14 protein-coding genes are annotated in these 15118 nt (G+C 49.2%); 11 read left to right on the top strand and 3 right to left on the bottom strand.

All coding sequences use genetic code 11. The annotated features are described in order from the left end of the window. Positions 1 to 31 precede the first annotated feature (31 nt). The 4 genes from DWB84_RS05895 (at position 32) to DWB84_RS05880 (ending at position 2527) form a co-directional block, all read left to right on the top strand. Positions 32 to 793 (top strand): DUF1698 domain-containing protein, encoded by a 762-nt coding sequence (locus tag DWB84_RS05895; RefSeq protein WP_187408785.1) that lies wholly within the window; start codon positions 32 to 34, stop codon positions 791 to 793. Between the two features lie 23 nt (positions 794 to 816). Next, positions 817 to 1053 (top strand): hypothetical protein, encoded by a 237-nt coding sequence (locus DWB84_RS05890; RefSeq protein ID WP_222868015.1) that lies wholly within the window; start codon positions 817 to 819, stop codon positions 1051 to 1053. Between the two features lie 48 nt (positions 1054 to 1101). Then, positions 1102 to 1332: a hypothetical protein gene (locus tag DWB84_RS05885; RefSeq protein WP_187408784.1), complete on the top strand. Its 231-nt coding sequence runs from the start codon at positions 1102 to 1104 to the stop codon at positions 1330 to 1332. Positions 1333 to 1510: 178 nt separating this feature from the next. Further along, the gene (locus DWB84_RS05880; RefSeq protein ID WP_187408783.1) at positions 1511 to 2527 is read left to right on the top strand and encodes an FAD:protein FMN transferase; all 1017 of its coding nucleotides are present in this window, start codon (positions 1511 to 1513) and stop codon (positions 2525 to 2527) included. A gap of 32 nt (positions 2528 to 2559) precedes the next feature. On the opposite strand, the gene DWB84_RS05875 is transcribed toward DWB84_RS05880, so the two are convergent. After that, complete coding sequence (locus DWB84_RS05875; protein ID WP_187408782.1) at positions 2560 to 3537, bottom strand: cation diffusion facilitator family transporter; 978 nt, start codon at positions 3535 to 3537, stop codon at positions 2560 to 2562. Positions 3538 to 3816: 279 nt separating this feature from the next. On the opposite strand from DWB84_RS05875, the gene DWB84_RS05870 reads away from it, so the two are divergent. Beyond that, positions 3817 to 5394, top strand: a complete 1578-nt coding sequence (locus DWB84_RS05870; protein WP_187408781.1) for a cellulase family glycosylhydrolase — start codon at positions 3817 to 3819, stop codon at positions 5392 to 5394. 46 nt (positions 5395 to 5440) lie between these two features. Here DWB84_RS05870 and DWB84_RS05865 read toward each other — a convergent pair whose 3' ends face one another. After that, positions 5441 to 6262 carry a TlpA disulfide reductase family protein gene (locus DWB84_RS05865; protein ID WP_187408780.1) on the bottom strand — a complete coding sequence of 274 codons (822 nt, stop codon included), beginning with the start codon at positions 6260 to 6262 and terminating at the stop codon, positions 5441 to 5443. Between the two features lie 681 nt (positions 6263 to 6943). Here DWB84_RS05865 and DWB84_RS05860 point away from each other — a divergent pair. From DWB84_RS05860 to DWB84_RS05840, 5 genes are all read left to right on the top strand, one after another. Then, positions 6944 to 8083 (top strand): amidase, encoded by a 1140-nt coding sequence (locus DWB84_RS05860; RefSeq protein ID WP_222868014.1) that lies wholly within the window; start codon positions 6944 to 6946, stop codon positions 8081 to 8083. 448 nt (positions 8084 to 8531) lie between these two features. Next, on the top strand, positions 8532 to 9041 hold the full coding sequence (locus DWB84_RS05855) for a sigma-70 family RNA polymerase sigma factor (protein ID WP_187408779.1): 510 nt from the start codon (positions 8532 to 8534) through the stop codon (positions 9039 to 9041). Further along, on the top strand, positions 9020 to 9958 hold the full coding sequence (locus tag DWB84_RS05850; protein ID WP_187408778.1) for a FecR family protein: 939 nt from the start codon (positions 9020 to 9022) through the stop codon (positions 9956 to 9958). Before DWB84_RS05855 ends, DWB84_RS05850 begins: the two co-directional genes overlap by 22 nt. A gap of 241 nt (positions 9959 to 10199) precedes the next feature. Beyond that, a complete protein-coding gene (locus DWB84_RS05845; protein ID WP_187408777.1) occupies positions 10200 to 12371 on the top strand; it encodes a TonB-dependent receptor in 2172 nt (723 codons plus the stop codon). 231 nt (positions 12372 to 12602) lie between these two features. Then, the gene (locus DWB84_RS05840) at positions 12603 to 13211 is read left to right on the top strand and encodes a porin family protein (RefSeq protein WP_187408776.1); all 609 of its coding nucleotides are present in this window, start codon (positions 12603 to 12605) and stop codon (positions 13209 to 13211) included. A gap of 46 nt (positions 13212 to 13257) precedes the next feature. Here the strand turns inward: DWB84_RS05840 and DWB84_RS05835 are convergent, their stop codons facing one another. Next, complete coding sequence (locus DWB84_RS05835; protein ID WP_187408775.1) at positions 13258 to 13878, bottom strand: hypothetical protein; 621 nt, start codon at positions 13876 to 13878, stop codon at positions 13258 to 13260. A 554-nt stretch (positions 13879 to 14432) separates the two neighbouring features. Between DWB84_RS05835 and DWB84_RS05830 the strand changes: the two genes are divergently transcribed. Further along, positions 14433 to 15116, top strand: coding sequence for an energy transducer TonB (locus tag DWB84_RS05830; protein ID WP_187408774.1), 684 nt, complete (start codon positions 14433 to 14435; stop codon positions 15114 to 15116). Positions 15117 to 15118 lie beyond the last annotated feature (2 nt).

Below are 15118 nucleotides of genomic sequence, written 5' to 3'. Positions count from 1 at the left end.
GCAATTAAAAGATAAAATAACGGAGATCACCATGGCTTCCACCGCAATTACCAAGCAGATCGAAAAACTCGGCCCCTGGTTTCACAATATCCAGTTGCCCAATGGTGAACAAACAGCACAAAACCCCAACCTCGGTGATTTTCCGACGTCTAAATGGCAACAAATTTCACCTTATCTTCCGCAGGATATGTCGGGTATGCGCGTACTGGATATCGGCTGTAATGCTGGGTACTACAGTTTTGAACTGGCGAAACGCGGCGCGGAAGTCACAGCGATTGATATCGAAGAGCATTATTTAAAACAGGCACGCCGGATGGCGGAAACGCTCGATCTAAAACATAAAATTGATTTCCGCCAAATGCCGATATACCAATTAATGTACGACGAAGACGTTTATGATCTCGTTTGGTTTATGGGCGTTTTTTATCAAGTACGCTACCCCATGCTAGCGCTCGATATAGTGCGTAATTGCTGCCGAGGGCAAATGATTTTTCAAGCAATGACCTTGCCTGGTGACACAATTTTTGAGGCCGACGCTAATTACGATATCAGTCAGCGCGACATTATGAATCATCCAGGATGGCCCAAAATGGCATTTATCGAACACAAAATCGCCAATGATCCGCGCAGCTGGTGGGCGCCAAATCATGCCTGCGTTGGTGCCATGCTGCGTTCTGCCGGGTTTTGCAATATCCAAACTATAGCGCCAGAGATCTATACATGTGATGTCGTAGACCCTATGCCGTCCATTGCCGTTGCAGAACTCCAGTCTGTATTGCAGTCAAAGCACTAATAGATACCCCTTGGAGAACGATTATGGCCTACGAAACAGATGACAATTCCCGCCTACGCCATCCAGTGCGCAGAGGGAAATATAAGGTTCACACGGGAAAATCCGCGCAGCAAAAAAAATCTACCAAGCAAAACCAGAAAAAATTTGACGCGGAAGACGAACTGATTGATGAAGCGTCTGAAGAGTCTTTTCCTGCAAGCGATCCGCCGTCCTGGAGTCCGACAACAACAGGTGGCCCCGATAAAGATCGACACTCATAAAATCAATCGCGCATTCGCAAAGAATGCGCGTGTTCTGGAGGGACTTCCATGACTTCCATATCCACAGAACAAACGCAGGACCATCAAAAAATTCGTGAATGGGTCGAAAAACGCGGTGGGGTTCCTGCGGTTTTAAGAACATCTCAAAATGCATCCATCGGACAACTGCGTATCAAATTCGATCGCAGCGAAGATCATCTGGATGAAATTGGCTGGGATGAATTTTTCGACGCTTTTGATAAAAATCAACTGACCTTTCTTTATCAGGAAGACTTCTGAAATCGGAAGGATCGTCATGCGCCTGCGCAGTATTTGCAGGCACTCTCCTGCCAAAGTACAGCGAAATTCGGGCTGGTCCTCAGCCGGGAAATCGGTACAATACCTCGCCCTTTTTCGGTTGTCCCCGAGGCGTGCCCTCGTTGAAGGGTACCGTTTAACCATCTGAAACAGACACAATATGTACCGCTATATCCTGCTGTTAATCTTTTTACTCACCGGCTGCCAAAAAACCGCTCCTGTCACCAAGCTCGAAGGCTTCACTCAAGGCACCACTTATCACTTCAGTTTTGTAGCACCGAAAGACGCTGATATTGCAGCGATTCAAAGCGACATTAATCGTGAATTTGCTCGTATAGATCTAGCTCTTTCCAATTATCGCGATGATTCTGCCATTGAAGCGTTTAATGCCAACAAGACCACTGATCCGATTGAAGTGAGCAATGAACTGGTATTTTTGGTGGAAACTGCCCGCAGCGTCCACAAAGCCAGCAACGGCTGTTACGACTTGACCATAAAGCCCTTGTTTGACTTGTGGGGCTTCAAAAAGCACGAATTTAGTCCGCCGACTGAAGAAGCTCTGAACCGAACGCTGGAACAAGTCGGTATGGACAAATTGGAGACCGTCAGCAGCAACCAACTGCGCAAACAATTGGCGGATTTACGTATTGATGTCTCCTCCATCGGCCAGGGATATACCGTGCATCGCATCGCCGAGCTACTGGAGGAACGCGGTATTGAGCAATACCTGGTGGAAATTGGCGGCGAGCTGAAAGTACGCGGCCATAAGCCAGACGGCACCCCCTGGCGTATCGCGCTGGAGAAACCTCTCCCTAATGAAAGATCGCTACATAAAATCGTCGCTTTCGATGACGGCAAACCTATGTCTCTTATGGCTTCCGGGACCTATCGCCACTTTTTCGATAGCGAAGGCAAACGCTACGCTCATATCCTCGACGCTCGCAGCGGCAAGCCCGTAGAACACGCGACTGTATCTGTGGCGATATTGCACGAAGATCCAACCGTGGCCGATGCCTGGTCCACCGCGTTGTTGTGTCTGGGTAGCAAAGAAGGCTTAGAAGTCGCCAACCGCGAATCCCTGGCCGCGCTGTTTATCGATCAAATCGACGATAAATTAATAGAAACCAGCAGCCAGGCTATGCAGAAAATTCAGGGCGTATCTGTCACTGACAAATAAATAATTATCTCAGGGGCGGGCCCGCCCCTAGCTCAGCGAAAATCCCGGCATAACTCTCCTGGGAACTCAAATTCAATCGTCGTATGAGCAAGTTGATATTCCTGCAAGCGAGACGCGATGTCTTGCTTGAGCGCAACTTGCTCTTCCAGCGATAAACAATCGCGCAACAACAAATGCGCAGTGAGCACATGATGCTCACCATCCAGCGACCAAAAATGCAGATGGTGAACCTCTTTAACCTGTGCTATCTCCTCAAGTTTCTCCAGAATTTCTTCGCGCAATTCCGCATCGGGCACAGCCTGCAAAAAAACCTTGGCGGTGCTGAATAGCAGTTTCGCCACATTGAATAAGATGAAGGCAGTAAAAGCGATGGACAAAATCGGGTCGAGGATCGGCCAATGCACAAAATGCAGTACGACGGCGACAATCAGAATTGCCACCCAACCGAGAACATCTTCCAACAAATGCCAATTGAGCGTTTTTTCGTTAAGACTCGATCCTTTGCTCAGGCGCCAAGCCGCATAACCATTCACAGCGATACCGAGTATCGCCAGTCCCAGCATGCCGGTGGGATGCGGCATAACCGGATCGGCAAGCCGCGCTATCGCCTCCGTCAGCACCCAGATAGATCCAATCACCAAAATCACACTGTTCAGCAAAGCCCCCAATAAAGAAAAGCGGCGATAACCGTAAGTAAAACGGTGATCTGCGGTGCGGTTGCTGAATTTCTGCAGACACCAGGCCAGGCCAATCGCCAGGCTATCGCCCAAGTCATGAATGGCATCGGCCAGAATTGCCGTACTGTTAAATAAAAGCCCGCCGACAAATTCGATCAGCGAAAAGCTCAAATTCAGGAAAAATGCCCAGGCAATATTGCGGGATGATGCAACGCCGTCGTGGGAATGATCGTGGTGAGAATGGCTGTGACCATGATGTAAATGACCATGACCATGATGTAAATGACTATGACCATGATGTAAATGACTATGACCGTGGTGGTGATGCGACATGCTGGCTCTCCAGCTATTGGTTTTATTTAGTGTATGACATAGCGCGCGCACCCGGATAACGCGCTACTGCCCGGCTCATGCCCACCCTGTCAAGCGCACAGGTTTGTAAAAGCAGTCTACCCGACAATTTCGGCTCTTTTTCTTCGAGCCGTTTCGAAAATGCGACCAGTATTCAAGAATTTTTCCTATTTGCAGGCTACCTTGTCGCCCCATTGTTGTTCTCCTGACAATAAGAAGCGGCTCCGGCCGGTCGACCCAGAAAAATACAAGGTGACATGCATGACACTAGCAAGCTCAGGAAATAAGGGACTGGCATTACTGAAGGCCGGGGTCTTAAGTTTGACCATGGGGGCGTTGGTCGCCTGTGGCGGAGGAAATCTCAACTCATCGAGCAGCAGCTCTTCCAGCAGCAGTAGTTCGTCAAGTAGCTCGTCTTCAAGCTCCAGCTCATCGAGCAGTTCTTCAAGCAGTTCGTCTTCCTCCAGCTCAGGCGCTGGCGGCGTCGGTTCTACTATTGAAGCGGAAAACCTCAATGCTTCCTTGTCTTCGAGCTATCAGATTGATGGCATGACTGCCGATCCCAACCAAAAAATCGTGGGCTATTTCGATACAGGCAGCGTGCTTTGTTATAGCAACGTTAATTTGACCGGTGTTCGCTCCATCGATTTCCTGATGGCCAAGGGCGGTACTGATCCAGGCCGATTTGCCATTCTGATCGACGGCAACAAACCGAAAGAAGCCACCAATCTGGGAGAAAAAATCACTATGCCTACCGGCGGTTGGGAAACCTTCCGCGTAGTCAACGTCGGCCTTTCGCAAGAAGTTTCCGGCTCACACACTTTGTGCTTTTACGGCATAAACGGCGGCGGCATTTTCAATTTGGATAAATTCACGCTGAGCGACGTACCTGGACAAAACGACGGCGTCAGCCCCGATCCGGACGATGGCCCCAGCAATCCTGGCAACGGCATCGCCAAAATCACGACCCAGGGCAATAAAGTGTTGTTCGGCGGACAACCCGCAAGCATCGCCGGCATGAGTTTGTTCTGGAGTAACGATGGCTGGGGTGGCGATAAGTACTACAACGCAGATGTAGTGCGCTGGATCAAGCAAGACTGGAACGCCAAGCTGATTCGTGTTGCCATGGGTGTAGGCGATGAGGAAGGCGGTTATCTGGAAAATCGCGAAGGCAATTTGCGCCGCGTCAAAACGGTCGTGAATGCAGCCATCGAAAACGGCCTGTACGTCATCATCGACTGGCACAGCCATTCCGCCCACAAGCAAAAGCAGCAGGCCATAGAGTTCTTCTCGGAAATGTCTGCCCTTTACGGCAACTATGACAACGTGATTTACGAGATCTATAACGAACCCGTGGGCGCATCCTGGGATGGTGACATCAAACCTTATGCAGAAGATGTGATTCGCGCGATCCGCGCCAACGACCCGGACAACCTGATCATCGTCGGCACACCCAACTGGTCGCAGGATGTGGATGTTGCGGCGAACAATCCGATTCGCTCCTCCATCAATATTGCGTATACCCTGCACTTCTATGCGGGCAGCCACAGTTTCCTGCGTGATAAAGCCAATACAGCTTTGCAACGGGGCATACCACTGTTTGTTACCGAATGGGGTACGGTTAACGCGGATGGTGACGGTGCAGTCAATCAAGGCGAAACCCAAAACTGGATGAACTTCTTAAAGAGCAACGGTATCAGCCACGCGAACTGGTCGCTCAACGACAAAGAGGAAGGTGCATCAGCATTGACACCCGGCTCGAGCATTAACGGCGGCTGGAGCGAATCACAATTGACCACTTCAGGTCGTTTGGTGAGAAGCATTATCAAGGGCTGGTAACAAGTCACTGGCTTGCACCCCACCAAATCCCTCTCAAGCAACCCGGCTAAGGCCGGGTTTTTTTTGCCTCTATGGATTTGAGCTTCTCTTTTAAGGTGGCTGGCGATAGCTCACCGGTATGAGAGTCGCGCAATATTCCCTGCTCATCAAAAAACAAAGTCGTCGGCATAGCCGATGCGCCTAACTGCTGACTCCAGTTGCCATAGGGATCGAGAAAAACATTGCGCAATGCGAGCGTCTCGCGCTGCAAATATGCGGACACTTCTGCATTGCCCTCCCCCTGACTGACAAACACAAATTCAAAAGCCGGTTGTTTTTGCTGAGCTTCCGCCAAGACCGGCATTTCCCGGCGACACGGCGCACACCAAGTTGCCCATAAATTGACGACCAGCGGTTTGCCAACAAAAGAAGACGCCTCTATTACCTGTTCATCCAAACCCAACAATTGAAGATTCGTTAAATCGGTCTTTTGCTGAGGAATGTTCTTCAACCACAGCGAGCCGCCAGCCCACACCAAAACACCACTGACAATTGCCGCGGCAAGATGGCGTCTGATGACGGGATATTTCCAGCTATGCAGCAAACCTATCAACGCTGCGGCTACAACACCTACCGTAAACCACAGGCCGCCATCGCGGATATCGATGATGCGCCAGAGATCAGCCCGGTAATCGTTCCAATAAGCCACTACAAACGCCAAGCGCCCGGCGACAACACCGCCGAAAAACATTTGCATTAACGCGGGCTCCACTGTTACCCGCACGCGCCGCCCGGACAACCAACCCACCAACAGAGAAATAGCGAACGCCAATAAAAAAACGAGGCGTTCAGGTGAGACCACAAAAGGCCCGAATGAAATAGACAGCATGGAAACTCCGAGGAATTGACTCTGTGCCCATGATAGCGGGTGTTAAGGGTTCAATCTTGGTTTGATATGCGGATATATATTTTTGTCTATTTTTTAATCGCCGTTAACGCACAACGGGCGAGTTAAGTCACGCACGTGCACGCTGGGGTTATTACTCAACCACATTTTGGCGAGACTGATAAGTGGCAAAGCTCCCCCCTTTCGCTTCAGCAGTTCTGCAACAGGCTTCGCACTCTTTTAGTTCACAGCCTTAAATAAAAAATTTTTTCCACCCAAAACCAGATCAAAAATTAAACAAACACCCTTGTTGCCTTGCAACTCTCAAAGAGAATTTTTATTAATTTGATAGGGAAAAATAAAAATTTTTCGACTCAAAAATCATTTTTGAAAATATTTTTTCAGCCTATACCCTATCGACTGAGTAGTTATACCCAAAAAAATTTAAAATATTTTCTCAAGGCACAACACTGGAACATTAATTTTCAGGATGCATTTTATTTGTGCTTTATTTTTTAAAAATTCTTCTATTTATTTCAAAAAAATACGCGCCATACGCATTCTTACTGATTAAGAAAAAATTGGTACGCTTAGTGCTATTTCGTTTCCGCCAATTTGAGATGCGCAAATAAATGCGCACTCTGAATTGATGTCAACCTTTCCTTTTATCCTTGAGGTGTTCTGATGTCACCCTTTTCCAACGATAGCGCAAACGCAAAATTTGCGCGCAAAGCTCTTGTTGTTGCTCTTATCTCTGCTATGACGGCGTGCGGCAGTTCAAACAAATCTTCTTCTAAAACAGAGGAAGCTGAGGCGCCATTTTCAGTAATGGAAATTACGATTTCCTCTTTGCATGAAGCTTTGGAATCTGGAGACGTTACTTGTCGTGAAGTTGTGCAAACCTATTTGGATCGCATCGAGGCTTACGACAAAACCACTGGCCTCAATGCCATTATTCGCACTAATACAGAAGCACTCGAACTCGCTGATGAATTAGACGAGCGCATTGCAGCTGGTGAACAGCTGGGTGATATGTATTGCGTGCCTGTAATCGTAAAAGACAACTACGACACCTACGATATGCCCACCAGCGGCGGCAACCTCGCACTGGCCTATTCAATTCCACCTGATGATTCTTATGTTGTAAAAGCGCTGCGCGACGCTGACGCGATCATGCTCGCCAAATCCAACCTGGATGAATTCGCATTTAAAGCAGCTCACACAGTGAGTTCCGTTGGTGGCATTACCCGCAACGCCTACCACTTGGGCAGAACACCTGCTGGTTCCAGCGGCGGTACCGCAACTGCTGTTGCAGCCAACTTCGGCACCATAGGTTTGGGCAGCGACACAGGTAACTCCATCCGCGGCCCTTCTTCACACGCATCTCTGGTCGGCTTGCGCAGCACCATGGGCCTGGTCAGCCGTGACGGCGTAATCCCTCTGAACCTGGACCGCGACGTAGTGGGCGGTATGACTCGCACTGTTGAAGATACCGCGCGAGTTCTCAACGTAATCGCTGGCTACGATCCCGCTGACCCGATCACTGAATTGAGCGAAGGCAATGTTCATCCAGATTATCTTGAAGCTTTGCAAAAAGATGGTTTGAAAGGCGCGCGCATCGGCGTATTCCGTCAGATGATCGACGACACCGCTGATCCGGACGTACTGGAGAAATTCGAACAGGCGATTGCCGATCTGAAAGCACAAGGTGCGAGGCTCCAGCGTCAGGACAACCAGCGATCACCGTTCCCATGGGCTTCGATCGCGACGGTTTGCCACTGGGCCTGCAGATCTTTGGTTATCCGTTCGATGAGTTCAATTTGATCAAATTCGCCTACGCGTATGAGCAAGCAACTCATCACCGCAAACCACCAGCTCTGTTCCCTGAACTGAAAAAATAAAACCCAGCCCCCGCCTTGCGCGGGGGCTTTTATTCTTTTTCTCTGTCACTCTCCTCAATCTAAGTCATCCCCCCGCAAAATCTTTAATTAAATCAAAAGTCCAAAATACCTAATTAAAGCAATATCGCAGAAAAACTTCAGGTAACTTCTTAAGTTCGATGCGCGCAGCAATTCTAGACTTTTCAAGCAAAATCAATGATTAAAAATCGAAATTTAAAGTAATTTCAATGCGTTCACAATAATGAACACCCAGACTGATTCTCATAACTGAACCATTAAAACCGGCAGAGTTTCTGCCATACCTTGTTGCGAATGAGTCTCATTTGTGTAAGCATGATCGCTCTCTATTCCCACCCTAGTCGTTCCCTCTTATGTCACTCTCGATAGGAAGCGCCAGTGTCACCAATCTTTATAGCGAGCATCAGCGCTGGCTGAAGGGCTGGATTCAGCGTCGCGTTGGTTGTTCAGATGAGGCTGCAGATTTAGCGCAGGACACATTTATTCGCGTTATTCAGCGGCAGCGCAAAGAGGCTGATTTCACCATCGGATATCCACGCACCTATTTGCGCACTGTAGCGCACGGGTTATTGATTGATCATTTCCGCAGGCGCAAAGTCGAGCAGGCGTACCTAGAAGCACTGCAGCAACTTCCACACGAGGTCGTTATAGATCTGCAGGAAAGAGAGATTATTTTGGAAACCCTGCAGCGCCTGGACAAAATGCTGGACGCCCTGCCCCCGCCCGTGCGCGAAACCTTTTTGCTATCCCGCGTCGACGGTTTGACCTATCAACAAATTGCCGTACAAATTGGAGTTTCCGAACGCACCGTAAAACGTTATATGCAGCAGGCGTACGTCCAGTGTCTCGCTCTGATGCTTTAACGAAGAACCAGCGAGTTCTGCTGGAAGAAGCCGCCGAGTGGTTACTAAAACTGGACGAGGCTCCGCTGAGCCATGTCGATCAGGAGAACTTGCATCGCTGGCGACGCCAGAGCCCCGAGCACGAGCGAATCTGGCAAACCGCTTGCGCATTAAATCGGGATCTCTCCTTATTACCAAGCGGTATCGCCAAACCAGTTTTACAACGCCCGCGCCATTCCCGCCGGACACTTTTGAAATGCGTTGTCGGTGCAGGCCTAGCCCTGCCGATCGGATGGTTCGCGGTCGATAAAAAGACGTTCGCTCAATATCGCACAGCAACAGGCGAGCGCTTGGAACTGACCTTGAGCGACGGCACGAAAATGACCCTGAATACTGCCACCGCAATCGATACGGAGCCTGGCCGGCAAATCCGTCTATATACGGGTGAAGTTTTTATACGCACAGGAACCGCGGATCGAACACTGTCCGTTATTACCGCGCAAGGGACCGTTCAAGCCGTCAAATCCGATTTCACCGTGCGCTGCCTGCCGCAGGAAACTCGCATCAGTGTGATTCAAGGCTCTGTCAAAGCGGGCCCCCGTCGTCTGACCACAGAACAAACTCGCTGGGTAAGCCGGGGCGAAACCTGCGACTTTACGGAAAATGCCATTGGCCTGATTCATCCGCTACCAACAAACCGGGTCGCCTGGCTACGCGACCAATTGATTGCGGAGGAAATGCCACTGCGAGAATTGGTGGAAGAATTAAACCGATACCGCAGGGGAATTATTCATTGTGAGGAAACGATTGGAGATCTTAAAGTTTCTGGCGTATTTCAATTGAACAATCCAGATCAAGCCCTTGAAGTACTTGCCCAATTGCTTAACTTGAAGTTGACCCACTACACCGATTATTGGGTTCTACTTAAAGCTGCGTAAATTTCACCAGCCAATATTTAACAAATTCTCTTTAATACCGCCCAATTTAGGCAGATTTCTCTTTTATTTATTTTTGGCTGTCCCTTTTTCTCCACCTTATTCGACTATGTGCCAATGCTAACCGAACCATGAGGTCGAAAATCGTATGAAGTTTGCTGTACCCCAAACCCAAAACACGTCGATTAAACCAAAATTGGCAGCCCCTTATCGCATCACATTATTGACCTTAGTGATAAGCGCAATGAGTTCCGGCCTCGCATTGGCGGCCCTGCCGGTCAATGCGGCAGAGCAAAATGGAAGCGAAAGCACCTTGATTCTGTATTCAATTGCACCCGGTCCCCTAGCCTCCACCCTAAACGAATTCGCAAGCACTGCAGGCATCACTTTAACTTTTGATCCTGCACAAGTCCGCGGTTTGAACAGTAACGGTTTGCACGATCGATACTCTGTCTCCAATGCATTGCACATGTTGCTCGCCAATACCGGCCTACAAGCTAATCGCACAGCTTCCGGCGCTTATATACTGGTGCCCGGAGTTTCTCGAGCACTGCCAACCGTCAATGTGCGAGCTGAGGCCGTTAGCACCAGCACGGAAAAAACGCTCAGTTACGATCGCGAACAGCTCGACAAAATTAATCCGCAAGACATCAAAGACGTATTTAAACGGGAAGCATCTGTAGCCGTCGGAGGATCCATTACCGCAAACCAAAAGGTTTATGTACGTGGAATCGAAGAAACAGCAATGGCGGTTTCTATCGACGGTGCGCGTCAAAACAATAAAGTTTTTCACCACAACGCCACCAATTTGATCGATCCCGCACTGCTAAAAACCGTGCGTGCATCCGCAGGCGTTTCACCAGCAGATGACGGCCCCGGCGCTCTTGGCGGCAGCCTTGTGTACGAAACCATCGACGTAGCTGATGTGTTACACGCCGATGAGACTCTCGGTGGATTTGCCGATCTCGCTTATCAAACCAATGGCGAAATTTTTGGGGCCAAAGGCGCGCTCATGGCGCAAACCAATGGATTCGAATTTTTAGCTTACGCCAATAAACTTCACGGCGGCGACTACGAGGACGGCGATAGCAACAAGGTTCATTTTACCGAACCGGCTTTAACCAGTGTATTGTTAAAAGCTGCATATTCTTCCGCTGACATAGGTCGCTTTGAAATCAGTCATGACAGGACCGAGGATGATTCGGCTCGCCCCTATAGAGCGAATTTGATGTCCGTGCGCGGGCGTCCTGTGCCGGAATCGCGTCGCTATGATTTAGAGCGGGAAACCACAGTTTTTGAATACAGCAGAGATACCGGACAAGGTCTATTTAACCCCAGCATATTGATTTCAGATTCCGCAACGCGGGTAGTAACGACGGAAGTACCCCTATCTCCTAACGATCAGATCATCATCAACAACGGCGGCACTTCCAGTACTTCAGCCAAGCTGAAAAACGTCTTCCACACCAGCTTTGCCCATATCAGCGCAGGAGTCGATTATTACGACGATACAGCGAAATTTAGGGAAGAAATCAACCCGGAATTTATGCAGGAAAAAGCGGAGAACATTGGAATTTTTACCCAGGTTCGTCATGAAGTGGCGAAATATCTCGACCTCTCGTATGGGGTTCGTTACGACGATCAAAAATTTACCGGAACTGACGGCAGTAGTTTTGACGAACAAGGTGCAAGCGCCAATTTGTCCACTGATCTTCATCTAGGGCAATACGTATCAGTAAATGCAGCCTTCGCAAAAGTATGGGGCGGAGTTGCTCTGGCCGAGAATTATATTCTCAACGATGCCTGGGACTACAGCCGCGCCATTCTTCCGGTGGAATCTGACAACTATAGCGTTGGAATCAAAAGCCACTACAACGGGTTTATCTTGGAAGGCAACCTATTCGAAACCGATATCCAGAATGGGCGCGTTCCATCCTGGCGTGAAGGTGGAGATTTGGTGGCTGATTTTTTGATCGAAGGATTTGACGTTCTCTTCGGATACATTAGCCAACGCGGTGAAATTACATTGGGATACGCCGATATAGAGTCAAAAAAAGATGGCAAAGCCGCAACATCCTATGACGGCAACTACTTTACTGCGCCGCTCGGCAGACTCATCACCCTGAATGCCGAATTGAATTTCCATGACACCAAAGTCCAACTAGGTTTAAACGGTGAAAAGGCATTAAAGAATAAGAAAATCGAAAAAGAAGGACGTGCGCAGCGCGGCTACCTCGTGCTTAACGCATACGCCAATTACCAATTGACAGAGCAATTGCGACTGCGCGTGTTTGCCGACAACCTAACAGACAGGGCATACGCAGACCGCGCTACCTACGGACAGGAATTTGTCGATGTAGTCCCCATCTATGAGCCAGGCCGCTCCGTGGGAATTAGCCTGCGCTATCAATTCTGATCGTCCGTTGCGGGCCTCCCATGGCCCCGCACTTTCCGCATTAAACCCAAAGTCATGTTGCGCACATAACAAAGTTTTACAGGCGCATATATTTCTTAAGTACCGAACAACCACGAAAATATGGTTAAGCTAACGTTCAGCACCTAAGTTCAACTATATGCGGTACGTTAGAATACCCGGCGCCTAAACTGGGCAGGGTAAATTCATTGACTAGAAAAAGGATGAAAAACCATGATGTTGGCACGAATTGGAATAGCAGCATTGATCGCGACAACAGGTTTGCAAGCGGTCAGTGCTGCCGCGGACAACCGCGGCTGGTATGTCGGCGGTGAAATTGGCTACGCGGATGCAGATATTTATGTCGGCGAATACGCTTTGAAAGACAACATTGTCGGAATTGGCGCGTACGGCGGATACAATTTTAATGAATGGTTTGGTCTCGAAGCGTCGACTTTCCACTCAGAAGACCTCGCAGATAACCGTGAAAATCTCGACAGTGCCTACCTTTTCACTCTGTCATTTATGCCGAAATTCACCATCCCTATCGGCAGTAAAGTTGGCCTTTTTGCTAAATTTGGTCCGACTTTTGTTCTTTATACGGAAGAATATGACGATTGGCGTCGCGATCGCCGCCGTTGGGATGACGATGCTGACTGGAGTGAAACTCTGTTTGGCACTGCAGTCGGGGTGAATATCGATATCGCAAATGGCATTCAGCTACGCGTCGTCTATGACTACGTGACGGGTAAACTCGATGAATCCTCGGACAGATGGGCGCCAGTTCGACGGGTGGATGTCGACATAGCCCGCGCGGCAGTGGGTGTTCATTACCAATTTTGATCTTAAACGCAGCGTTTGCTGCGAATCCAATAAGCAGCCAAACGACTCAGCGTTTGGTTGCTTTTTTCTTTTCTTCGTTAGACTCCAACAACTCCAGCATTTTCTTCATGCATGCCCGACAAGTAATGCGATAAGGGTCATCGGTAACTCTCAATCCCCAAAATTCCCGCGACGATTTGCACATCAAATCACCCAATTGCCGTACCAAACGCCCATGAACGAAGGGCAGCGCCAACTGAAAATGATCACGTCCGGGAGTGTGGATATCGTAATGAACGCCTTCGCGAGGCCCGTAAGCGTAAGCCGCCCCACCTACTATCCCCTGATCGGCGAGCTGCATAACGACATATTTCGACACCTGCGCTACGGCTTCATCTATAGCGTCTATCACCTCGTGGATGGTTTCTTTTTTCTGCTTATCGTTACGAATCTTTTTGTACTGCGTATCGTAACTGTCACGCGATTTTCGCAAGAACGTCAGATGGTTTCGCAGCGCATCAACGGAAGGTTTTTTATCCAGTAGCGCTTGGGTGGATCGCAAATACTGATTCCGACTGTGCTCCAAGGCTTTCTTGATTTCCGGCGATAACTCTCCGGCCTTTTCCAAATGCCGAGGTATAAAACGCTCGTTGATGGTCTCTCTGCTAAAGGAATAACTGTGGTTCATATTTACCTCCAGCCAATCGCTGAACAAGTTTACAAATGCACCATTCCGCTTTCTCTAGACACAAAGACACGCTCTGCGATCCATCCGAGGATGATCATTGTGCGGTGATTGCCAACCGCACGGTTGGATTCTTTTTAAATTAACCAAGAATCTTAATATTAGAAAAGCAATCGCAATTCCTACTGGGCTTTTACCAAGTTTCATTGCCTTCCGATCGTCGGCCGCGGACAGCCGTACGAAGCGAGACATTTGACTCACTCGGCAATAAACGCAAACCTCCGGCACATATTTAAGCACTCTTTTAAAAAAATGCTGGCGCGATGCGAAACAGCCAGATAGAATTACTTTTAATTGAGAATACTTTTCATTTAGATTAATGCTTCACGGTCAGCGTTATTGGTTTTTCATGATGTACCCGGGTGATGCTTCCCTACCCTGTACGAGCTTTCAGCAAGGTAACACCTTGCTGATTTTTTATTCAAATCCTATGCCTGAGGACCTTGTAGTTCGAAGTCAGGTATCGGCCAGCACGGTTTGCTTAGGAATGCGGTCAGGTGAGTAACCGTCTGTCTTCAATATTTGCCCTGGTGGCAGTGATTTCGGTTCATGCGGCGGCTATAGGTCTGGCGCTATGGACTCCAGCACCCAAAACTCAGGATTTGGTGTTGCCCACTCTGCAAGGAATATTGATACCCGCTCCGCCAGCGGAAGCCGTCCAGGTTCCTAGCGCCAAAGAGCTTCCCCCGCCGGAACCGCCTCCACCAGAACCGGAAAAACCCAAGCCGAAGCCCAAACCCAAACCGAAAGAACCACCTAAGCCGAAGCCACCTATTCAACCGCCACCGTCAGAAAAGGCGATCTCTCTGCCCGAGGAAACGGTGGAAGAAGCTTCTGCTGCGCCACCTCCGCAAGTGGCAGTACCTGCACAAAAAGACAATGACACTTTGGGCGCACCGGTGACTCCACCGCAGAAGGATGCTAACCCTATGAATACTCCCGCACCGGCGTATCCAAATTTGTCACGCCGGCTGAAGGAGCAAGGTACTGTAATCCTGGATGTTCTGATCCTGGCGGACGGTACTGTAGGCGAAATACATATTAAGCAGTCCAGTGGTTATAAACGGCTGGATGAAACCGCCGTAAAAGCGGTTAAACGCTGGCGTTACACTCCAGCACGCCGCGGTTCTCAGCCTATTGATCACTGGCATGAACAGCCGGTGGAGTTTTCACTACATTGAGT

Source organism: Saccharophagus sp. K07, assembly GCF_014336955.1.
GTDB lineage: Bacteria > Pseudomonadota > Gammaproteobacteria > Pseudomonadales > Cellvibrionaceae > UBA5868.
Note: the sequence above shows the minus strand (reverse complement) of the source record. Positions and strands in the feature narration are given on the sequence as shown.

What these genes read in the sequence shown, in the direction of transcription:
- DWB84_RS05895 (WP_187408785.1), top strand. Translation starts at nt 32, where the DNA reads ATGGCTTCCACCGCAATTACCAAGCAGATCGAAAAACTCGGCCCCTGG.
- DWB84_RS05890 (WP_222868015.1), top strand. Translation starts at nt 817, where the DNA reads ATGGCCTACGAAACAGATGACAATTCCCGCCTACGCCATCCAGTGCGC.
- DWB84_RS05885 (WP_187408784.1), top strand. Translation starts at nt 1,102, where the DNA reads ATGACTTCCATATCCACAGAACAAACGCAGGACCATCAAAAAATTCGT.
- DWB84_RS05880 (WP_187408783.1), top strand. Translation starts at nt 1,511, where the DNA reads ATGTACCGCTATATCCTGCTGTTAATCTTTTTACTCACCGGCTGCCAA.
- DWB84_RS05875 (WP_187408782.1), bottom strand. Translation starts at nt 3,537, where the DNA reads ATGTCGCATCACCACCACGGTCATAGTCATTTACATCATGGTCATAGT.
- DWB84_RS05870 (WP_187408781.1), top strand. Translation starts at nt 3,817, where the DNA reads ATGACACTAGCAAGCTCAGGAAATAAGGGACTGGCATTACTGAAGGCC.
- DWB84_RS05865 (WP_187408780.1), bottom strand. Translation starts at nt 6,262, where the DNA reads ATGCTGTCTATTTCATTCGGGCCTTTTGTGGTCTCACCTGAACGCCTC.
- DWB84_RS05860 (WP_222868014.1), top strand. Translation starts at nt 6,944, where the DNA reads ATGTCACCCTTTTCCAACGATAGCGCAAACGCAAAATTTGCGCGCAAA.
- DWB84_RS05855 (WP_187408779.1), top strand. Translation starts at nt 8,532, where the DNA reads ATGTCACTCTCGATAGGAAGCGCCAGTGTCACCAATCTTTATAGCGAG.
- DWB84_RS05845 (WP_187408777.1), top strand. Translation starts at nt 10,200, where the DNA reads ATGAGTTCCGGCCTCGCATTGGCGGCCCTGCCGGTCAATGCGGCAGAG.
- DWB84_RS05840 (WP_187408776.1), top strand. Translation starts at nt 12,603, where the DNA reads ATGATGTTGGCACGAATTGGAATAGCAGCATTGATCGCGACAACAGGT.
- DWB84_RS05835 (WP_187408775.1), bottom strand. Translation starts at nt 13,878, where the DNA reads ATGAACCACAGTTATTCCTTTAGCAGAGAGACCATCAACGAGCGTTTT.